Annotated in this window: 18 protein-coding genes and 1 tRNA gene; 11 read left to right on the top strand and 8 right to left on the bottom strand. The window is 65.7% G+C overall.

From position 1 onward, the window contains the following. Position 1: 1 nt before the first annotated feature. Genes ACZ5BT_RS11075 through smpB form a run of 4 tightly spaced genes read right to left on the bottom strand, consistent with a single transcriptional unit; the run spans position 2 to position 5321 of the window. A complete protein-coding gene (locus tag ACZ5BT_RS11075) occupies positions 2 to 3139 on the bottom strand; it encodes an AAA family ATPase (RefSeq protein WP_464884646.1) in 3138 nt (1045 codons plus the stop codon). A 6-nt stretch (positions 3140 to 3145) separates the two neighbouring features. After that, positions 3146 to 3685 (bottom strand): GerMN domain-containing protein, encoded by a 540-nt coding sequence (locus ACZ5BT_RS11080; protein ID WP_464884647.1) that lies wholly within the window; start codon positions 3683 to 3685, stop codon positions 3146 to 3148. Continuing rightward, positions 3682 to 4893, bottom strand: coding sequence for a hypothetical protein (locus tag ACZ5BT_RS11085; RefSeq protein ID WP_464884648.1), 1212 nt, complete (start codon positions 4891 to 4893; stop codon positions 3682 to 3684). Before ACZ5BT_RS11085 ends, ACZ5BT_RS11080 begins: the two co-directional genes overlap by 4 nt. Next, complete coding sequence (gene smpB / locus ACZ5BT_RS11090; protein WP_464884649.1) at positions 4881 to 5321, bottom strand: SsrA-binding protein SmpB; 441 nt, start codon at positions 5319 to 5321, stop codon at positions 4881 to 4883. The genes ACZ5BT_RS11085 and smpB overlap by 13 nt, the downstream gene beginning before the upstream one ends. Before the next feature lie 84 nt (positions 5322 to 5405). Here smpB and ACZ5BT_RS11095 point away from each other — a divergent pair, with 84 nt between their 5' ends. The 9 genes from ACZ5BT_RS11095 to ACZ5BT_RS11135 all read left to right on the top strand — a co-directional run bounded on the left by ACZ5BT_RS11095 (position 5406) and on the right by ACZ5BT_RS11135 (position 14648). After that, positions 5406 to 6587, top strand: coding sequence for a carbohydrate ABC transporter permease (locus ACZ5BT_RS11095; RefSeq protein ID WP_464885826.1), 1182 nt, complete (start codon positions 5406 to 5408; stop codon positions 6585 to 6587). A 61-nt stretch (positions 6588 to 6648) separates the two neighbouring features. Continuing rightward, positions 6649 to 7797 (top strand): carbohydrate ABC transporter permease, encoded by a 1149-nt coding sequence (locus ACZ5BT_RS11100; protein WP_464885827.1) that lies wholly within the window; start codon positions 6649 to 6651, stop codon positions 7795 to 7797. 16 nt (positions 7798 to 7813) lie between these two features. After that, a complete protein-coding gene (locus ACZ5BT_RS11105) occupies positions 7814 to 9070 on the top strand; it encodes an ABC transporter substrate-binding protein (protein ID WP_464884650.1) in 1257 nt (418 codons plus the stop codon). 123 nt (positions 9071 to 9193) lie between these two features. Further along, complete coding sequence (gene gap, locus ACZ5BT_RS11110) at positions 9194 to 10183, top strand: type I glyceraldehyde-3-phosphate dehydrogenase (protein ID WP_464884651.1); 990 nt, start codon at positions 9194 to 9196, stop codon at positions 10181 to 10183. A gap of 66 nt (positions 10184 to 10249) precedes the next feature. Continuing rightward, positions 10250 to 11431, top strand: coding sequence for a phosphoglycerate kinase (locus ACZ5BT_RS11115; RefSeq protein ID WP_464884652.1), 1182 nt, complete (start codon positions 10250 to 10252; stop codon positions 11429 to 11431). Then, positions 11428 to 12195, top strand: coding sequence for a triose-phosphate isomerase (tpiA, locus tag ACZ5BT_RS11120; protein ID WP_464884653.1), 768 nt, complete (start codon positions 11428 to 11430; stop codon positions 12193 to 12195). Before ACZ5BT_RS11115 ends, tpiA begins: the two co-directional genes overlap by 4 nt. Before the next feature lie 22 nt (positions 12196 to 12217). After that, on the top strand, positions 12218 to 13300 hold the full coding sequence (locus tag ACZ5BT_RS11125; protein ID WP_464884654.1) for a M24 family metallopeptidase: 1083 nt from the start codon (positions 12218 to 12220) through the stop codon (positions 13298 to 13300). Positions 13301 to 13320: 20 nt separating this feature from the next. Beyond that, positions 13321 to 13869 carry a septal ring lytic transglycosylase RlpA family protein gene (locus ACZ5BT_RS11130; RefSeq protein WP_464884655.1) on the top strand — a complete coding sequence of 183 codons (549 nt, stop codon included), beginning with the start codon at positions 13321 to 13323 and terminating at the stop codon, positions 13867 to 13869. Then, complete coding sequence (locus tag ACZ5BT_RS11135) at positions 13866 to 14648, top strand: deoxyribonuclease IV (RefSeq protein WP_464884656.1); 783 nt, start codon at positions 13866 to 13868, stop codon at positions 14646 to 14648. The genes ACZ5BT_RS11130 and ACZ5BT_RS11135 overlap by 4 nt, the downstream gene beginning before the upstream one ends. 6 nt (positions 14649 to 14654) lie before the next feature. Here the strand turns inward: ACZ5BT_RS11135 and ACZ5BT_RS11140 are convergent, their stop codons facing one another. From ACZ5BT_RS11140 to trpB, 3 genes are read right to left on the bottom strand one after another with little or no spacing between them, the layout of a single operon-like run. Beyond that, positions 14655 to 15497 carry an MBL fold metallo-hydrolase gene (locus ACZ5BT_RS11140; protein WP_464884657.1) on the bottom strand — a complete coding sequence of 281 codons (843 nt, stop codon included), beginning with the start codon at positions 15495 to 15497 and terminating at the stop codon, positions 14655 to 14657. 4 nt (positions 15498 to 15501) lie between these two features. Next, the gene (gene trpA / locus ACZ5BT_RS11145) at positions 15502 to 16281 is read right to left on the bottom strand and encodes a tryptophan synthase subunit alpha (RefSeq protein WP_464884658.1); all 780 of its coding nucleotides are present in this window, start codon (positions 16279 to 16281) and stop codon (positions 15502 to 15504) included. After that, positions 16278 to 17498, bottom strand: coding sequence for a tryptophan synthase subunit beta (gene trpB, locus ACZ5BT_RS11150; RefSeq protein WP_464884659.1), 1221 nt, complete (start codon positions 17496 to 17498; stop codon positions 16278 to 16280). Before trpB ends, trpA begins: the two co-directional genes overlap by 4 nt. Before the next feature lie 193 nt (positions 17499 to 17691). Here trpB and ACZ5BT_RS11155 point away from each other — a divergent pair, with 193 nt between their 5' ends. Next, entirely contained in the window at positions 17692 to 18177 is a 486-nt protein-coding gene (locus tag ACZ5BT_RS11155; protein WP_464884660.1) for a hypothetical protein, read from the top strand. Positions 18178 to 18210: 33 nt separating this feature from the next. Here the strand turns inward: ACZ5BT_RS11155 and ACZ5BT_RS11160 are convergent. Then, positions 18211 to 18285 (bottom strand) — tRNA-Ala (locus tag ACZ5BT_RS11160). Between the two features lie 185 nt (positions 18286 to 18470). On the opposite strand from ACZ5BT_RS11160, the gene rpsB reads away from it, so the two are divergent. Further along, complete coding sequence (gene rpsB / locus ACZ5BT_RS11165; RefSeq protein WP_464884661.1) at positions 18471 to 19199, top strand: 30S ribosomal protein S2; 729 nt, start codon at positions 18471 to 18473, stop codon at positions 19197 to 19199. The last annotated feature ends 1 nt before the right edge of the window (position 19200 follow it).

Raw genomic sequence — 19200 nt, forward strand, 5'->3', positions numbered from 1 at the left:
CTCAGGCGGTGGCCTGGCGGTCGAGGGTGTAGACGCGACTCACTCCGCCGACGCTGGTCACGCCCACGATGGCGTCGGCGGCCTCGAGGGTCCGCTTCTGGTGGGTCACGAGCAGGATCTGCCGGTTCTCCTTGAAATCCTTGAGGAAGTTGGCGAAACGAACCAGGTTGGCCTCGTCAAGGGCCGCATCCACCTCGTCGAGCAGCGCGATGGGGAGCCCCCCTTCCCGGACCTCGGCCAGGGCGAAGAGGAGCGCCAGCGCCCCCATCGTCTTCTCGCCGGTCGAGAGCAAGCCCAGCCGGCGAACCCGCTTGCCGCCCGGGGCCAACAGCAGGCTGAGCCCCCCATTTTCCCGTCGCAGTTCGCCCCGGCCCGAGAGCAGTCGTTGGGTGTAGCTGGCAAAGCGCTGACCGAGGGTGCGCTCGGCCTGGGCCAGCCGGTCCTCGAACTCCTTTTTGACCTCGGAGAGAAACGCCTCGAGGCGTTGGGTGGCCGCCTGGGCCTCCCGGTACTCGGCGAGACGCCCCTCGACCTCGGCCTCGAGGGCCTTCAGGGCCTGCTCGGCCCGGAAGTTGACTTCCCCGATCTCGGCCAGCTCCGCTTCGATCTCCCGCAGGCGCTTTTTCCCGCCCGGCGAGGCCGGGCCCGGGGGGAGGGCGGCCAGCTCGCTCCCTGTCGCCTCGATGATCACCTCCTGGCGGGCCATGACCAGACGCGCGTTCTCGGCCGCCGCCTTGAGGTCGAGGTGTTCCCGCTCCAAGGCCGATGCCCTTTGCTTTAAGACCTCTTTGGCCTTCGTCAACTCCGAGAGCGCGCGCCTGGCCTGGTTTTCCAGCGCCGAGAGCGCTGCCAGCGACGACGAGAGCCGATCCCCCAGCTTTTTGAGCGCCCCGGCCTTGGCCTGGGCCTCCGCCAGCTCGGCCTCGAGTTCGCCTTTCTTTTCGAGAAGGCCCGGTCGCTGGGCATAGGCCGCGCTCGCCTCCCGGTAGGCGCGCCACCGCGAGGCCGATTCCAGCGCCTGCATGATCTCGGCGAGTTCGGCCTCGAGGCGCTGGAGCGGTTCGCGAGACGGGGCGGGCAGCGGTTGGGGCGGGGCCGGTGGCGTTCCCGGCCGGTGGCGCTTGCGTTGCGATTCGAGGTAGCGCACCTCGGCCCGGATCGCTTCGATCTCCTGGCGCAGCGGCGTGAGATCGAAGCGCCGGCGCTCGAGCGTTGCCAGTTCCTCGATCAGCGGCCTCAGGGCCGAAACGGTGGCGGCGATTTTCTCCTCCACCTCGGCCAGGCGTGATTTTTCCCGCAAAACGCCGTGTTTGCGGGCACGGCCGCCGCTGACGGCCCCGCTGGGCTCGAGCAGCTCACCCCGTCGTGTCACGATGCGACGGGGCGACTGTCGAAAGAGCGCGAGGGCGGCGTCGAGGTCCCGGGCCAGGAGCGTCTCGCGGAGCAAGGTTCGGGTCAGCGTATCCTCTCCCGGCACCTGCACGAAGTCGCGCAAGAGGCCCTCGATGCCGGGCGAGGTCGGGACCGGGCGGATCGCCGGTGGCCGGGCCAGGGTCTTGGCCAGCACGGTGGCGCGGAGTCCTTTTTGCGAAAGCCAGGCCAGTGCCGACTTGAGTGCCGATTCGTCCTCGACCACGATCCAGGAAAGCCGACCCCCGAGCGCGGCCTCGGCGGCGGGGGCCAGCTCCGGTGGCAGGGCGAGCAGCCCGGCCACGCTGCCCAAGACTCCGGGCAGCCCGGCCTGGAGCAGGCGCCGGGGCCCTTCGGCAAGCCCCCGGCCCTCGTCCAAGGCCGCCACCAACCGCCGCTTTTCCGCTTCCAGGGCTCTGTGCTCGGCCTCGAGGCGTTCCTTCCTCGCCTGCAGGCGGCGAATGGCCTGGGCGAGTTCTTCCGCCTCGGCACTTTTTTGGGCGTAGGCCTCGTTGGCCTCGGTCAGGCGGGTCCTGGCCTCGGCCAGGCGGCGGTCGAGCGCCTCGGCTTCGGCCTTGCGCTTTTGGTAGTCCGCGAGTTCAATCTCGTAGCGGTTCTTGGCCCGGAGGTAGGCCGCATAGCGCCCTTCCGCCCGTTTGAAGTCGGCCTCGGCCTTTTTGAGGGCCTTCCGGACCGCTTTGAAGCGCTCCCGTAAGGCGGTCTCATCGTCGGCTGGGGGCGGGTCTTCGGGCGGCGTGGGCGGGGTTTTGGGCAGTCGGGCGAGCTGGGCCTCGATTTCCGCCAACGAGCGCGCAAGCAGCCTCCGGTGATCCTCGGCGAGCGAGTGCTGGGCTTTGAGGCCCTCAAGCTGAGCATGGAGGCGGGCCCGGGCCTCGGCGAACTGACCCAGCTGGGCGCGCAGAGCCTCCCTACGGGCGCTGATCAGCTGGGCTTCCTCGACGATCTCGCGCGCTCGCGCCTCGAGGGCGGCGGCTTTGTCGCGAGCCCGTTCGGCGTCTTCCTTGGCTTTCTTAAAGGCCACCTGCGCCTGCTGTTCTTTGTGCTGCAGCAGCCCCCGCCGCACCGCGAGCCGCTCGGCCTCGAGGGCCCGGACGCGACGGGCCTCCTCGGCTTCACGCATGAGCCTTGAGAGCGCCTCGCGTTTTTGCGAAAGCGCCGCTTCCAGCGCCGAGAGCCGTTCCCGGGCGGCCTCGAGGCGAACCCAGGCGTCTTCGGCCGAAGCCCGGACCCCGGAGAGACCGGCCGCCTCGACCAGCGCGTCGCGCAAACGTTCGGGTGGCGCCTCGACCACCTGGGCCACTTCCCCCTGGCCGATGATCGCCGCCCCGCCCGGGCCGAGGCCGCTTCCAGCCAGCGCCAGCGCCACCTGTTTCAGGCTCGTACGCTGGCCGTTGAGCGTCACTTCCTGCCGACCGTCCCGATAAACCCGGCGCCGCACCACGACCGGGGTCTCGCCAGTCATTTCCAGCGTGACCTCGGCAAAGCCCGCGGCCCGGCGATCGGCGCTTCCCTGGAAGATCAGGTCCTGGTGGCCCTGGCTGCGGAGCTTTCTCGCCCGGGCCGAGGCCGCGAAACGGATCGCTTCGATGAGGTTGGACTTTCCCGAGCCGTTGGGACCGATGATCGCCGTGACCCCGGGCAAGAGCTCGATCTCGATCCGGTCGGCGAACGATTTGAAGCCAGAAAGGATAAGTCGCTCGATTCGCATAGGGTGTCAGCGTGCCCGGCGTATGGGGTCGGCGAGCGAGAGGTGTTTAAGGGCCACCTGGGGTTGACCGTCGACGAGAAAACGGACCTCCTGGGCGTTCGAGTTCGCGAGCGCGGTGTTGGCAAGGCCGTAGAGCAAGAGCGTCTCCCCCCGTACGCCGAATCCGAGCTGGCGGTAGCGTCCTGGGAGGTCGATGTAGATCACCGATTCGGTCTCAAACGCCCTGGGGGGCGGCTCCCCCGGCGGAATCACCGGCGCCCCGTCTCGGGTCGGCCCCTTGGCGAGCTCGGCCAGCGCCCGGTTGATGCGGTCTTCACCGGGCGAAAGCGCCACCTCGCGCCGTTCCAGGACGAAACCGCTGCCATCGGGCTTGGCGAAATAGAGCGCCACCCGAACGCGCTCGGGAGCCTTCTCGGCGCCGACCACGATCTGGGGCGGGTTTTCCAGCCGCTCGCGAGGGAGCCGGCTCCCCAGGTAGAAGACCAGCCCGCCGACGAGGAAAAGCGCGGCGCCGACGAGGTTGATCCAGCTGAGGTAGCGTTTCATCGTGTCCCCCCGATCACGTCGAGAATTGCGCTCACGATCTTGGCCCCCACCTCCGCGAGCGGTTTTTGGGGGTCGACCTCGAGGTACGCCCCGGCCTTGGCCACGAAGGCCAGGAGCGCCACCTCGGCCCGACCCTGCGTCGCGCCCAGTGCCTGGGCCAGGCGCTGGGCAAGATCAAGCGAGGCCGCTTCCGGGGCCACCTGTTCCGAAAGGTCTCCCACCTCCGTCTGGTCGGCGATCGCCCGGCGGGCGTTTTGCACGAACGCCAGCGCCAGGGCCTGGCCGCGTTTGCGGTAGGTGTAGACGGTCGTGGTTTTGGCGGTTTCGAGCGAGAGGAAAACGTCGGCGGTGGTGATCCTCGAGGCCTTGTCGCGCAGGCTGGCCTCTGGGGAGAGCACCTCAACCTGGATGCCGCTTTGGCGCAACCGGTCAGCGAGCCAGGCAGCGAGGCTCTGGCTGTAGGCCCCAACCCCCCCGTCGAGGACGACCCGGGGGGTCTTTGCTTTTGGCAGGGGCGCCCCGACCTCGACCCAAAGGCCTTTCGGCATCGGCCCGAAGCGAACGGGGACGCCCTCGGCGCCGAGCAGGCTGAAGCGCATACCGCCTTCACCGGCCGCATCGCTGATCTGCAGGCCGAAGAGATGGTACCCGCTGAGCGACACTAAGGCCTCCTCGCCCCGCGCCCCCAGGATCAAAAATCGCCCCTGACCTTCGGCGACAACGTTCACGTCACGGGAAAAGGCCAGGGTCAGCCGGTCCTGGGTTTCCCGGGTCACCAGCACCTGGCCCAGAAATCGGGCCGGGGGCAGGCTCACCCGTAACCCCGCGTCGCTCCCCACGTAGGTCGCGCCGAGGGCCAGGGCGGCGCGTTTCACCGGAATCATGGTCCGGCCTTCCTCGACGAAGGCGGCGGGGGGATCGGCGCGGACCGCTTCCTTGGCGGTGGGGAGGATGGGAATGCGCAGGCCCCGGGCGCCGAGGATGAGATAGACGTCCCCCTCCGACTCGAGATACCCAAGGCCGAGGGCCTCGGCGAAGGGCCGGGCCGGGGTATAGGACACGCCGAGGTCTAAGGGATAGCTGGCCTGGAGCTGGGTGCTGCCCACGAGGAGCGGCTTTTCGGGTTGGGCCATGGCCAGGCTCAAGGCCGCCAGCAGCACCGCGCCGGCCACGCGAAGACGCCCGTGCCATTGCATCAGTCGTACCACGCCTTGATCTCCCGTTCGATGGCCCGCTTCTTGTCGACTTCCTTTTTCTCGTAGGCCCGGCGCCCGCGCCCGAGCCCGAGCAACAGCTTGGCATACCCGCGCTCGTTGAAGTAGATCTTGAGCGGAACCAGTGTCAGCCCCCGCTGTTCCACCCGTCCGCGGAGCTTATTCAATTCGTGACGGTGCAACAAGAGCTTACGGGGACGCCGGGGATCGTGGTTGGTGTAGGACCCCTTCTCGTAAGGCGCGATGTAGAGGTTTTCCAGCCACAGCTCGTCGCCCTGAAAGCGGGCGAAGGCGCCGGTAAAGTCCACCTGGCCGGCGCGAAGCGCCTTGACCTCGGTTCCGCGCAGGGCGATCCCCGCCTCGTAGGTGTCCAGGATCTCGTAGTCTCGCCGCGCCCGGCGGTTCTCCATGACCACGGACATATTCTAAGCCGGTATACTCTGAACCCGGTGAAGGTGGATCGAACAATCTGGTTGCCGGCCCTCGAGGGCAGCGGTGTTCTCCTGATGCTCGCGGCGCTGGCCGCTCGGGTGGGGCTCGACGGCGCCCTCACCCAGGGGCTGGCCTGGTTTTTGGCCCTGCTGGCGGCGGGCCTGGGGCTGATCGGTGTTGGCATCATGCCCGCGGGCAAAAGGCGGTTGATCCCGCTCCTCGCGGGGGTGGGCCTGTTCTGGCCGCTCACGCCGTATGCCGCACTCGGTGTCGTCGCCAGCGCGTTTCTAGCCTACGCTGCCCTGCGCGAACGCCTGCCCGAGCGGGCGGCGGCCGCCTTCTGGGGCTGGAGCTTCGTTTGGCCGGCCCTGGCGCTGGTCTTGGTGTGGAACATCCTGCCCAGCTTCTTCGCTTTCTACATCAGCCTCTTCGATCGGGTGAGCTTCGTGACCAAAAGCCAGTTCGTCGGCCTCAACAACTACCGCATCCTTTTCTCCGACCCTCTTTTTTGGCGAGCCCTGCAAAACACCTTCTGGTATGTGCTCTTCACCGTCCCCACCGGAATCATCCTGGGCACGGTGATCGCGGTCTTGCTCAACGAGAAGGTGCGCTTTTTGGGGCTTTACCGCACGCTCTACTTCCTGCCCTACATCACCGCCTTGACCGCGGCCGCGGCGGTATGGATGTGGATCTACCACCCGGAGTTCGGCGTGCTCAACTGGCTTTTGGGGACGCCGGGGTTCGACTGGTTGAACACCCCCGACGGTATCTTCGCCCTGGCGGCGAAGCGGCTCGGTTTTACCCTCGAGGGCTTTCTCGCCGGTCCCAGCGTGGCTTTTGTGGCGGTGATGGCGATGAGCGTGTGGAACCTGCTCGGCTATAACGTTGTGATTCTCCTGGCCGGCCTGCAGTCGATCCCCCGCTCGTACTACGAGGCGGCCATGATCGATGGGGCCTCCTGGTGGCAGCTGCAACGGCACATCACCTGGCCGCTTTTGTCCCCGACGACCTTCTTCCTGGCCATTATCGGCCTGATCGGAGCCTTCCAGGTCTTTACCCAAGTCTACGTCATGACGCCTACGGGTGGGGTTTTGAACGATACGCTGACGGTGACCATGTACCTCTACAACAAGGGCTTTCGCGATTCCGACTTCTCCTACGCTTCGGCCATCGCGGTGGTGGTGTTCGTGCTCATCCTGGTGTTTACGCTCATCCAGAAGCGGGTTTTGGAAAAGCGGGTGACCTACGGTGAATAGGCTTCGTCTCCGGCTGGCGCGCGTTTTGATTTACATGGTCCTCACCGGGGGAGCGGTGCTGATGGGATTCCCCTTTTACTGGATGCTCACCACCAGCATCAAAAGCGCCCAGGAAGCGCAGCAAGCAGAGCCGGTATGGGTGCCCCAGCGGGCCAAACCCCAAAACTGGCGGGCCGCGTTTGCGCTTGGCGCCGAGGGGGGAAACCCCTGGTGGGGTGGTTTTGCCAAGGGGCGGCAGGTGACGCTCTTTATTGCCCTAAAGGGCGACGGCCCCCTGCCCCGGGCCAGGGTTCCCAAACCCCCGGGTGCTTTTTCCGATCCCAGGAGCTCAAAGACCAAAATCCAGGTGCTCCGCACCGACGGCGGGGTGAAGATTACCTTCACCAACGCGTCGGACCAGGACTTTGACCAGCTGCCGGCGGTGGTCTTCATCCCCAAGGCCTACGCGGCTTTTACCCCGGCGCTGGCACCGGACGCGGTCCGCTCGGTCGGGCGCTACTGGCGGCTGGAGTGGGACAACATCGCCCCCGGTATCTTCGGTTACGTCTTCCACAACTTCCGGGAGGCTTGGCACGCGGCACCGTTTTCCCGCTACTTCTACGTCTCCTTCGTTTCGGCCGGCACCCAGGTTGCCATCGGGCTCTTCATCGCCGCCATGGCGGCCTTTGCCTTTGCCCGCATCCCCTTTCCCGGCCGGGAGTGGGTGTTCCTCCTCTTCATCGCCACCATGATGGTGCCGGGCGAGGTGTTGCTGATTCCCAATTACATCCTCCTGGCCAAGCTCGGCTGGCTCGATACCTTCTACGCCCTGATTGTCCCCTGGTTGGCCTCGGTGTTTGGAATCTTCCTTTTGCGCCAGTTCTACCTGGCCCTCCCCCAGGATATCTTCGAGGCTGCCCGCATCGACGGCGCCAGTCACTTCACCATGCTCTTTCGCATCGCCCTGCCGCTGGCGGTTCCCGGCCTTGTAACCTACGGGCTTTTCAGTTTTCTCGGCGCCTATAACGCGCTGCTCTGGCCCCTGATCGTGACCCAGAGCCCGGAGATGCGCACGGTCCAGGTTGGCTTGCAGGCCTTTATCGGCGAGGCCGGGAGCGACTACGGCCAGCTCATGGCGGCATCCACGCTCGTGGTCCTACCCATCATTGTCGGGTACTTCTTCGCGCAACGCCAGTTCATCGAAGGGATCGCGCGAAGTGGTATCAAATAAGGTGGAGGTGATCCATATGAAGATTCAGTGGTGGTTGGCGGCCGCGCTGGTCGCGACGATGGCCCTGGCGCAAAAGCCCGAGGACGTCATCAAGGCGCAGTGCAAGGACGCTCCGGTGGTCGCCGAGCTCTGGCACGCCTTCCGGGGCGGCGCGCCGCGCACGGCGCTGGAGAACATGGCCATCGAGTTCAACAAGCGCGAGCAAGGCAAGGGCTGCATCCGCCCCATCAACCAGGGCGGCTACCGCGACCTTTCCACCAAGATCAAGGCCGCGTTCGCCGCTGGGAAGCTCCCGGTTTTGGCCCAGGCCTACGAGAACCAGATCGCGCTCTACCTCGAGGCCAACGCCGTGGTGCCTGTGCAGGCCCTTGGCGTCAACCTTAGCGGACTGAACCCCACCTTCGTCAACGCCGCCCGCTTTGGGGGTCTGGTCTACGGGGTGCCCTTCAATAAGTCGGTCCTGGTGCTCTATTACAACCGCGACCTGCTGAGCAAGTACGGTCTCGCCGTGCCCCGGACCGTCGATGAATTCGTAGCCACAGCGAAGACGCTTTCGCAAAAGGTCGGCAACCCCGTCTACTGGTTCCGGCCCGACACCTCGACCTTCGGTTATTGGTTCTTCACCTTTGGCGGCGAGTACCGCCAGGGCGATAAGATCGTCGTCGACTCCCCAGCGGCGCGAAAAGCCCTTTCGCTGATGGTCAGGAGCGTCAAGGAGGGCTGGGGTAAGGCGATTACCTCCGGCTATATCAACCAGAACTTCGGCAAGGGCACCTTTGGCTTTTCCACCGACACCTCCGCCGGCTATCGCTATTACCTGAAGGCGGCCAAGTTCGATCTGGGGCTGGCCACCCTTCCCGGCCTCAGCGGGGATCGGCCGGGCTACGGGGTGGTGCAGGGAACGAACCTGATCGTTTTTAAATCCGCCAGCCCCGAGCAGCAAAAGATCGCCGCCGACTTCCTGAACTTCGTGGTCAGCCCGCAGGCCCAGGCGATCTTCTCGGCGTCGACCGGGTACGTTCCCGTAAATCCGGCGGCCGCCGACGAACCCGAACTTCAGGACCGGGTCCTCGAGGACCCCAACTTCGAGGCCGTCTTGAAGCAGGCCAACTACGCCAAATTCGAACCGGCGATTCCCCAGTGGGAGCAGATTCGCTTCGATATTCTCGGCCAGGCCATTACCCAGGCCGTCCTTGGCAAGGCCAGCGTCGAGGACGCCCTGGCCCGGGCACAGAGCCTGGTGGACAAGCTGATGAGCGGTCAGATCCGCTAAAAGGGGTCGCCGCCTGGTCTTTTCCAGGGCGGGCTATTTTTCGGCGCCTGGGGTGGCCCCGGGCGCCTTTTCGATACCGGCACAGTAGGCCTTCGCAGCGTAATATTTGATTGGAGGTGGTTTATGAAGATCGGCATCAACGGATTTGGCAGAATCGGTCGACAGGTCTTTCGGATCCTTCTCGACCGCGGGATCGAAGTTCGCCTTATCAATGACCTCACCGACAACAAGACCCTGGCCCATTTGCTCAAGTACGATTCCAACTACGGCCGGTTCCCCGGCGAGGTTGACTACGACGAGACACACCTGGTGGTGAACGGTCGGAAGATCCAGGTGAGCGCCGAACCCGATCCGGCCCGGCTTCCCTGGTCGGAGCTTGGGGTTGGGCTGGTCATTGAAGCCACCGGTCGTTTCACCAGCCGGGAAGGGGCAGAAAAACACCTCAAAGCCGGCGCCGAGCGCGTCATCATCACCGCCCCGGCGAAAAACCCCGACATTACCGTGGTCCTTGGGGTCAACGACGATCAGATCCGACCGGAGCATCGGATCATCTCCAACGCCTCCTGCACCACCAACTCCCTGGCCCCGGTGATGAAGGTCCTCGACGAGGCCTTCGGCGTGGAGCGGGCCATGATGACCACCATTCACTCCTACACCAACGACCAGCGAATCCTCGACCTGCCCCACAAGGATCTGCGCCGGGCCCGGGCGGCGGCGATCAACATCATCCCCACCACCACCGGCGCGGCCAAGGCGACGGCGCTCACCCTGCCCCAGCTCGAGGGCGTTTTCGACGGCGTAGCCCTGCGCGTGCCCACGCCAACCGGCTCCATCTCCGATATCACCGCGATTTTGCGTCGCGAAGCGACGGTGGAGGAGGTGAACGGCGCCCTTAAAGCCGCCGCCGAGGGTCCGCTCAAGGGGATCCTCGAGTACAGCGAGGAGGACCTGGTGCGGACCGATATCGTCGGGAACCCGCATTCCTCGATCGTCGATGGCAAGCTCACCAAGGTTTTGGGCCCGATGGTCAAGGTCTTTGCCTGGTACGACAACGAGTGGGGCTACGCCAATCGCGTGGCCGACCTCGTCGAGCGGCTGATGCAGCGTGCGTGAATCTGGCGATGCCAGCCGGGGGGCGCCCGGGGCAACCCGGCGCCGCCCTTTATGAAAGGAGAACCCATGCGCGTGCTCGGGGATCTGGATGCAAAAGGTCGGCGCGTTTTGGTGCGCGTGGATTTTAACGTGCCTCTGGCAGGGGGCAAGGTCGCCGACGATGCGCGGATTCGGGCCAGCCTGCCCACGATCGAGCACCTCCGCCGCTCTGGGGCCAGCGTGGTGCTCATGAGTCACCTGGGGCGGCCCAAGGCGGTCGATCCTAACTTCAGTACCGCGCCCGTGGCCGAGAGGCTTTCCGAACTCATCGGCCGGCCGGTCCGCCACGTGCCCACCCTTCCCAGCGACGACGCGACCCTGGAAGCGGTCAGAACGTTAGGGGAAGGGGAAATCGCGCTTTTGGAGAACGTCCGCTTCGAAGTGGGGGAAACCAAAAACGACCCGGCCCTGGCCGAGCGCTACGCCCGGCTCGGCGAGGCCTTTGTTCTCGACGCCTTTGGCGCCGCGCACCGGGCCCACGCTTCGGTGGTGGGCGTGGCGGCAAAGCTGCCGAGCTATGCGGGCTTTCTTTTAGAAAAGGAGGTCACGGCCCTGGCGAGGCTCCTCGAGGGCTACGAACGCCCCTACTGGGTGGTGCTCGGAGGGGCCAAGGTCTCCGACAAAATTGGGGTGATCAAGAGTCTCCTCCCCAAGGTCGATGGCCTCTTGATTGGCGGCGCCATGGCCTTCACCTTCATTCGAGCCCTGGGGGGACGGGTTGGAAAGAGCCTCGTCGAAGAGGACAAGATCGCCTTGGCCGGAGAGATCCTCGACGAGGCCGAGCGGCTCGGTAAACGCATCGTGCTCCCCGAAGACGTCGTCGCCGCCAGCGAGATTGCGCCCGGCGTTAAAACTGAGGTGGCCCAGGCGTTCGACATTCCAGAAGGGCTCATGGGGCTCGATCTCGGGCCCCAAAGCCAGCAAGCCTTCGCAGAAGCCCTGGCTCCGGCGAAGACGGTCTTTTGGAACGGGCCGATGGGCGTGTTTGAGGTCCCACCCTTCGATGCCGGGACCCTGGCTGTGGCTCGGGCAGTGAGCGCGATGCAGGGTGCCTATACAGTGGTCGGTGGCGGCGATTCGGTGGCTGCGGTGCGTCGTCTCGGTTTGGAAAACGCCTTCACCCACGTGTCGACCGGGGGCGGGGCCAGCTTGGAATTTCTGGAAAAGGGGACGCTTCCCGGCGTCGAGGCGGTTGGAGGGTGGCGATGAGGACGCCGATCGTCGCCGGCAATTGGAAAATGCACCTCACGCCGGAAGAGGCCCGGGCCTGGCTTTTGCAGTTTTCCCAGAGCATGCCCGAGCCACCTTCCGGGGTGGAAGCGGTGGTGCTCCCCGCCTTCCCCTTAATTCCCGTCGTCGCCGAAAAGGCCCGGGAAAGCGGGCTTCGGGTAGGGAGCCAGGACGTGAGCGCCCACCGCTGGGGCGCCTACACCGGCGAGGTTTCGGCCTGGCAGCTGGTGGGCCTCGGCGCTCGTTACGCGGTCGTCGGTCATTCCGAACGCCGCCAGTACTGGGGCGAAACCTCTTCGCTCGTCTCCGAAAAGGCCAGGCGGGCGGCGGAAGCGGGGCTGACCCCGATCGTGTGTGTGGGCGAGCCCTTAGAGGTACGGTCGGCCGGCGAGGCCGAACGCTATGTGGTCGATCAGCTGCTCGCTAGCCTTGAGGGATTGGCGGGAAATGACCCCACCCGCCTCGTCATCGCTTACGAACCCGTCTGGGCCATCGGAACGGGCCGGAGCGCAACCCCGGAGGACGCCGAAGCGATGTCCATTGCCATACGCGAAGCCCTCCAGCGCAGGTTTGACGCCGATTACGCGGCCCGCGTCCGCATCCTCTATGGAGGCTCGGTCAAGGTGGAGAACTTCGCTGCGATCATGGCCAAGCCGAATGTGGATGGCGGGCTGGTTGGAGGGGCCAGCTTGCGTGCTGAGGCCTTCGCGGCGCTGGTTCGTCTTGCTGTTTCGAGTTTGTGAAGGAAGGGAGGCGCAATAGTTCGTGAATATTTTCACTGAAAGGGCCAAAACGCTCTATAAGCTGCACACGGAGCGCGACCTGAACGCCATCCTCATCGTCAGCCCTGAGAATGTCCGCTACCTCACCGGCTTCGCCCACCCACACGACGCCTGGGTCTGGGTGGATGCGCACGGCGTCACCCTGCTCGCCGGCCCGCTCTACGAAAACGAGCTCGAGGGCTCGCCTCTCCCCTACCGGATCCTCAAGACCCGCGACTGGGCCGAGGCACTCAAAGCGATCGCCAACGGCCGCATCGGGTTCGAGGCCGACGCCTTGAGTTTTGCCCAGTATCGCCGCCTGCAAGCGGCCTGGCCTGCCGAGCTCGTCCCCCTCGAAGATCCGCTCAGCCCCCTCCGAATCCGAAAAAGCACCGAAGAAGTCGAGTCCATCGCCACCGCCGCCCGCATCGCCGATCAGGCCCTGGCCGAAGTCTTGCCCATGCTCAAGCCGGGCACCAGCGAACGAGACATCGCCCTGGCGCTCGAGTGCAGCATGAAGCGCCTCGGGGCCGAGGGCGCCGCCTTCGACATCATCGTGGCTTCGGGCGAGCGGGGTGCCTATCCCCATGCCGAGGCCAGCGAGCGGAGGCTCGCCGAAGGCGAGCTCGTCACCATCGACTGGGGTGCGACCTACCGCGGCTACCACTCAGACGCCACCCGGACCTACGCCCTCGGCGAGCCGCCTGAGCCCTTGGCCCAAATTCTCCGCGCCGTCAGCGAGGCCGAAGCCGCGGCGCTGGAGGCGGTGCGCCCCGGGATCAAAGGCAGCGAGCTCGACGCTCTGGCCCGCCAGGTCCTCGCCAGCTACGGCCTGGAAGACCGCTTCATCCACGCGTTGGGGCACGGCGTCGGTCTGGCCGTTCACGAGGGGCCCCGGCTGGGCCGGGGGGATGCCGGCGTGCTCGAACCGGGGATGGTGATCACCATCGAGCCTGGCGTGTACGTGCCCGGGGTGGGCGGAGCCCGGGTCGAAGATCTGGTTCTGGTCACCGAGGAAGGTCACCGGGTGCTGACCCAGGCCCCGAGGGCGTTGGCTGGGGATTTGAGCTCAAGGTCACGCCCATAGGTTTGTGAATTTTTTCTCGCATGCGCACGCTGATCCGGTTCTCTACCCTCGCCCTACTCCTCTTCTCGCTCACCGCCTGCGCCCCGCGCCCGACCAGCGGCGCGGGGCCACCGGCCCCGCCGGCACTCAAGCACGTGGTCCGGCCCGGGGACACCCTGTTTCGGATCGGACTCTACTTCGGTGTGAGCGCCGACGCGCTGATGGCCGCCAACGGCCTGCGGTCCACAGAAATCCGCGTCGGGCAGGTACTTACCTATCCCTGGCCCGAGGCGGCGCGCTTCTACCAGCGGGGCCTTGCTTCCTGGTACGGGCCGGGCTTTCACGGCAAGCCGACCGCCAGCGGCGAACGCTTCGACCAAAACGCCCTGACCGCGGCCCACAAGCGCCTTCCTTTCGGCACCCGGGTCCTGGTCTACCGGGTGGACAGCGGTGAGACGGTGGTGGTGCGGATCAACGACCGGGGGCCTTTTATTCCGGGCCGAATCATCGATCTCTCGAGGGCCGCGGCCAGAGCCATCGGGCTCGACCGCTCGGGCGTAACGGAGGTGAGGCTTTACACCCTGCCATGATCTACGGGTTCCATTTTTCGATCGCCGGTTCGAAGGGGTTTTTGCGAGCACTCGAGGAAGCCCAGGCGCTGGGGGTCAGGGCGGTACAGATCTTCGCCAAAAGCCCCCGCCAGTGGCGTAAAAAAGCCCTTCCGCCAAGCGAGGCCGACCGCTTCCGGGCCGAGCGGGAATCACTCGGAATCGAAGCCGTCATCATCCACGCCAGTTATCTCATCAACCTCGGTGCCGACGGCGAACTCTTTGAAAAAAGCGTTTTCTCGCTCGCCGATGACCTAGAAAAGGCGCGGATGCTGGGGGCGGACATGGTCGTCGTTCACCCCGGGAGCGGTTCGATCGAAAATATCCGAAAGGGGCTTTTCCTCGCCCGGCGACTCGCGCCAAGTCAAGCACAGCTCCTGGTGGAAAACACAGCCGGCGGCGGGAAGCGGCAAGGGGCCAGCCTCGAGGCCCTGGCGGAAATCCTCGACGGAACCCCTTTCGGCCTCGCCCTCGACACCGCCCACGCCCACCTGGCCGGCTACCCGATTGCCGGTTTGATCGACGCCGTGGCACGCCGGGTGGGCCTCGATCGTCTGAAGCTCGTTCACCTCAACGACACGCCGCACCCTCTGGGCAGCCACCGCGACGTCCATGCCAGCCTCGGTCAAGGCGCGATCGGCGAGGCCCTGGCCGCGCTGGTACGGGACCCCCGCCTGGCGAAGATCCCCATGATCAGCGAGGTTCCCCCCTCGACCTTCGAGGAAAACCTCCGCACCCTCAGGCGGTGGCTCGGGTCCTAATGGCCCTCAGCGTACCGGTTCGGCCTGCCAACCTTTCGGCCCCTCTTTGAGTCGGGCCCGGCCGAGCTTTGGGTCGTGGGGCGTCACCAGGACCGCGCCCGAGGCCGCCCACTCGGGATAAAGGCGTTTTCGGACCTCGAGGGTCGTCACCGGGTAGAGATCGAACGCCATGATGTAAGGAAGGCTCACGTGCGCGAAGGTGGGAAGGAGGTCGGCGGTGTAGACCAACGTCGCCCCCTCCGAGGTCAACATGACCCCCTGCTGGCCCAGGGTGTGTCCGGGCAGGGGAATGAGGCGGAATCCAGGGACGATCTCCACCTCTCCCTCGACCACCTCGAAAAGGCCGGCCTCCAGCACCGGCTCGACGTTTTCCGGAAAGTAACTGCCCCGGTTGCGCTCGTGGGGGTGGGTGGCGTCGTAGAGCTCCTGGCGCTGGACGAAGTAGCGGGCTTGCCGGAAAAGGGGCCGGATCTGCCCGTCCTCGAGGACGGTGTTGAGCCCGGCGTGATCGAAATGGAGGTGGGTATTGACCACCACCGAGATATCATCCGGCGCAAGACCCAGGGCGTTGAGCTGGGAAAGCAGGTTATGGCGACGGTCGATCTTGTAGATCTTCCGGTGCTTTTCCCCGGGCTTCTCGTCGATCCCGGTCTCGACCAAGATCCACTTCCCGCCCGCCCGAACCAGCATCGGCCGGATGACCAGGGGAATGCGGTTTTGCTCATCGACTTCGACCATCCGGGACCACAGCGCCTTCGGCACCACCCCGAACATAGCCCCGCCGTCGAGCCAGAAGGTGCCGTCGGTGAGCAGGTAGACCTCAAAGTCGCCGATGAAAAAGTGCTCCATCGCTTCACCTCGTTTTCTTGGCCCCCGCGCGGACATCGCCCAGGACCGCAAGCGGGTCCCGGCCGGCCTCGATCGCGCGGATGAGCGCCGAACCCACCACCACACCGTCGGCTTCGGCCGCGGCCTGGGCCGCGGTCGACCGTCCCGAGATGCCAAACCCCACCGCCACCGGAAGGTCAGTCGCACTCTTGATGCGCCGGACCAGTGAAGCGAGTTCCGATGGCAAGCGATCGCGGGCCCCGGTCACCCCAGTCACGCTCACGGTGTAGACGAACCCGGTGGTGTAACCGGTCACGGTCCGGATCCGGGCGTCGGTCGAGGTGGGGGCGAGGAGGAAGACGGTTTCCAACCCCGCCCCCTTCGCCGCGGCCACGAGCTCGGGATCCTGATCGGGCGGGAGGTCGGGGAGGATCACCCCGGCCAGGCCGGCCGCCCGGAAGGCCGAGAAGAAACGCTCGGGCCCCCAGGCGAGCACCGGGTTGATGTAGGTCATGAGCAAGAGGGGCACCTCGACCCGGCGTGCGAGCGCTTCCACCAGGGCCAGGGTCTTCTGCGTCCGCACGCCCTTCGCCAGCGCGGTCTCGCTCGCCCGCTGGATCACCGGCCCGTCGCCGAGGGGGTCGGAGTAGGGCAGTCCGATCTCGAAGAGGTCGGCGACCTGGGCAAGCCTCGTGGCCAACGATAAGAAAGTCTCCGGATCGGGATATCCCGCGGTGAGGTAGGGGATGACCGCGGCCCGTCCCTCGCCAGCGGCCTTGGCAAAGGCTTCGTGAACGGGATTCACAAAACTCCCCCCTTCTGCAAGAGTCGCTGTACCTCGCGAACGTCCTTGTCGCCCCGACCGGAGATGTTGATCACCACCACCGCGTCGCGGTCCATCTCGGGAACCACCTTGGCCGCGTGCGCCACCGCGTGCGCCGACTCGAGCGCGGGGATGATGCCCTCGAGGCGAGAAAGGAGGCGGAAGCCCTCGAGGGCCTCGTCGTCGGTCACCGAGACGTACTCGACCGTCCCAGCGTCGGCGAGGTAGCTGTGCTCGGGCCCGACCCCGGGGTAGTCGAGTCCGGCCGAGACCGAGTGCGCCGGCGAGATCTGGCCGTCTTCGTCCTGGAGGAGGTACATGTAGCTCCCGTGCAGCACCCCGCGCCTGCCAGCGCTGATGCTGGCCGCGTGGTGGCCGCTTTCGAGACCCCGTCCCGCGGCCTCGACGCCGATCAACCGCGGACGGGGGCTCCGGTAGGCAAAGGGCGCGAACGCGCCGATGGCGTTCGATCCCCCGCCAACGCAGGCGATGATGACATCGGGGACCTCGCGGCCCTCGAGCTCAGCGAGCTGAACCCTGAGCTCCTGCCCGATCACGCTCTGGAAGTCCCGCACCATACGGGGGTACGGGTGCGGGCCCACCACCGAACCCAGGATGTAGAAGGTGTCGCGGACGTTCGTGACCCAATCGCGTATGGCCTCGTTGGTTGCGTCCTTCAGGGTTTTGGTGCCCGAATGGACCGGAACCACCTCGGCGCCGAGCAACTCCATCCGGAACACGTTCAGCGCCTGGCGGCGGACGTCCTCCGCTCCCATGTAAATGACCGCCCGGAGCCCGAACATAGCCGCCACCGTGGCCACGCTTACCCCATGCTGACCGGCCCCGGTTTCGGCGATCACCCGCTTTTTCCCCATCCGCATCGCCAAAAGCGCCTGCCCCAAGGTGTTATTGATCTTGTGCGCGCCGGTGTGGGCCAAATCCTCTCGCTTGAGGTAGACCCTGGCCCCGCCCCAATGCCGGGTCAGGTTCCGGGCGAAATAAAGCGGCGTCGGTCGCCCGGCGTAACGCTGGAGATATTCGACAAAGGTGACTCGGAACTCAGGATCCTGCCTGGCTTCTTCATAAGCGGCCTCGAGCCTCTCAAGGGCCGGGATCAAGGTTTCCGGCACGTAACGGCCGCCATAGACCCCAAAACGCCCCCGCGCATCGGGCACTGGGTAATCCTCGAACTCAAACATCGGCACTCCTTTTATCGTCACATCCCTCCCAATCGAACTGCACCTGGAACCCGCACTTCATTCGCCGCAAGCGGCTAGAGGGGATGCAACGCGAGTTTAAAACGCCTTGGCGTGCGTACCCGCTGAGACTTTCGCACGCCCCTACCCTAGCCTCATCACCGCTCCCTGGCAAGGGGTGGGGTATGCTTGAGCCGTGCCGCCGCTCTTTGCTTTGCTCGTGGCCAGCGCCATCACCTTCCTGCCGAGCAACGACGTCGCCGGAGCCCTCTACTGCCCAAACGGCGTCTACGTTATCGAGGGCAACCCCTTTCCCCTCAAAGCGTTCCGCAAGGGAAGCCTTTTGCGCCTGGCCCTTCCCTACCGCCGCGCTGACTGGCGGCTTAAGGTGAAGTACGTCTTCCAAAGGGGCGAGCCGGTCCGCATTCGGCTCAAGCACGCCCTCCCCTTTCCCCAGACCCAGATCGGCCTGGTGAAGATCTGCATGAACGACGGCCGGTCCGAAACCTGCAAAGAGGCGCCAAAACAGGCGTGGCAGCTCTACTGGGACGAGAAAACCCGCACATTGTGGATCAACCTGACCCACAAGGGCCCGCTGAAAGCGGTGCGGGTCAAGCTGAGCTTTGGCGAGGGCGACTGCGGCGGCTACCTGCGCTACGAAGCGAAAAAGCTCCCCTGGTAAAGGAAGGCCCCGAGCCAAAAGGCCCGGGCTTGATGGTGGAGCCGAGGGGATTTGAACCCCTGACCTCCCGCTTGCAAGGCGGGTGCTCTCCCGCTGAGCTACGGCCCCATGCGGCCACGGGCATTCTACGCAAAGCGCAGGCGCAGGGTCAACGTGCTGGCCTTGCCTATGCCCTGGTGCTATAATGCCCCTTCGGTGCGCCGGTAGGTCCCGAGGGCAGGGGGGTGTCTCTCGGAAGCGACCGAAAGCGCCCGGCGAACGCCGACCTCAACGCCCCCCGGAAGAGGAGTGACATGGCTTGTAACATCACGATCAAAGAGCTTTTGGAAGCCGGGGTTCACTTCGGTCACGAGACCAAGCGCTGGAACCCCAAGATGAAGAAGTACATCTACGCCGAGCGGGGCGGTATCTTCATCATCGACCTGCAAAAAACCCTCCCGCTCATGCAAAAGGCCTGCGAGTTCGCGGTCGACCTCGTGTCCAGAGGCGGGGTCATTCTCTACGTCGGGACCAAAAAGCAGGCCCAGGAAATCATCCAGATCGAGGCCGACCGCGTGGGCATGCCCTACATCAACCAGCGCTGGCTCGGCGGCATGCTGACCAACTTCAAGACCATCTCCAGCCGGGTCAAGCGGCTTGAGGAACTCGAGGCCCTCTTCGAGTCCGAAGAGATCAACGACCGGCCCAAGAAGGAGCAGGTGCGCCTGCGCCGGGAACTCGACCGCCTGCAAAAGTATCTCGGCGGGTTCCGGAAGCTCAAACGGCTTCCGGACGCGCTCTACGTGGTCGACCCGGTGAAAGAGGAGATCGCGGTTCGCGAGGCGGGGAAGCTGGGCATCCCGGTGATCGCCTATGCCGACACCGACGCCGACCCGGATCTGATCGACTACATCATCCCCGGCAACGACGACGCCATCCGCTCCATCCAGCTGGTGACCAGCCGCATCACCGACGCACTGATCGAGGCCAAGGGCGGCAGCGGAAGCGAGGAGAGCGAAGAGGAAACCACCGAGGAGGCATGAA

It is taken from the genome of Vulcanithermus mediatlanticus, from assembly GCF_055385885.1.

Excerpts from the sequence above, each read along its gene's own strand:
- tpiA (WP_464884653.1), top strand. The coding sequence starts at position 11,428 with ATGAGGACGCCGATCGTCGCCGGCAATTGGAAAATGCACCTCACGCCG.
- ACZ5BT_RS11130 (WP_464884655.1), top strand. The coding sequence starts at position 13,321 with ATGCGCACGCTGATCCGGTTCTCTACCCTCGCCCTACTCCTCTTCTCG.
- ACZ5BT_RS11105 (WP_464884650.1), top strand. The coding sequence starts at position 7,814 with ATGAAGATTCAGTGGTGGTTGGCGGCCGCGCTGGTCGCGACGATGGCC.
- ACZ5BT_RS11115 (WP_464884652.1), top strand. The coding sequence starts at position 10,250 with ATGCGCGTGCTCGGGGATCTGGATGCAAAAGGTCGGCGCGTTTTGGTG.
- ACZ5BT_RS11095 (WP_464885826.1), top strand. The coding sequence starts at position 5,406 with ATGCTCGCGGCGCTGGCCGCTCGGGTGGGGCTCGACGGCGCCCTCACC.
- ACZ5BT_RS11080 (WP_464884647.1), bottom strand. The coding sequence starts at position 3,685 with ATGAAACGCTACCTCAGCTGGATCAACCTCGTCGGCGCCGCGCTTTTC.
- smpB (WP_464884649.1), bottom strand. The coding sequence starts at position 5,321 with ATGTCCGTGGTCATGGAGAACCGCCGGGCGCGGCGAGACTACGAGATC.
- trpB (WP_464884659.1), bottom strand. The coding sequence starts at position 17,498 with ATGTTTGAGTTCGAGGATTACCCAGTGCCCGATGCGCGGGGGCGTTTT.
- gap (WP_464884651.1), top strand. The coding sequence starts at position 9,194 with ATGAAGATCGGCATCAACGGATTTGGCAGAATCGGTCGACAGGTCTTT.
- ACZ5BT_RS11140 (WP_464884657.1), bottom strand. The coding sequence starts at position 15,497 with ATGGAGCACTTTTTCATCGGCGACTTTGAGGTCTACCTGCTCACCGAC.
- rpsB (WP_464884661.1), top strand. The coding sequence starts at position 18,471 with ATGGCTTGTAACATCACGATCAAAGAGCTTTTGGAAGCCGGGGTTCAC.
- ACZ5BT_RS11075 (WP_464884646.1), bottom strand. The coding sequence starts at position 3,139 with ATGCGAATCGAGCGACTTATCCTTTCTGGCTTCAAATCGTTCGCCGAC.
- ACZ5BT_RS11135 (WP_464884656.1), top strand. The coding sequence starts at position 13,866 with ATGATCTACGGGTTCCATTTTTCGATCGCCGGTTCGAAGGGGTTTTTG.
- ACZ5BT_RS11100 (WP_464885827.1), top strand. The coding sequence starts at position 6,649 with ATGGGATTCCCCTTTTACTGGATGCTCACCACCAGCATCAAAAGCGCC.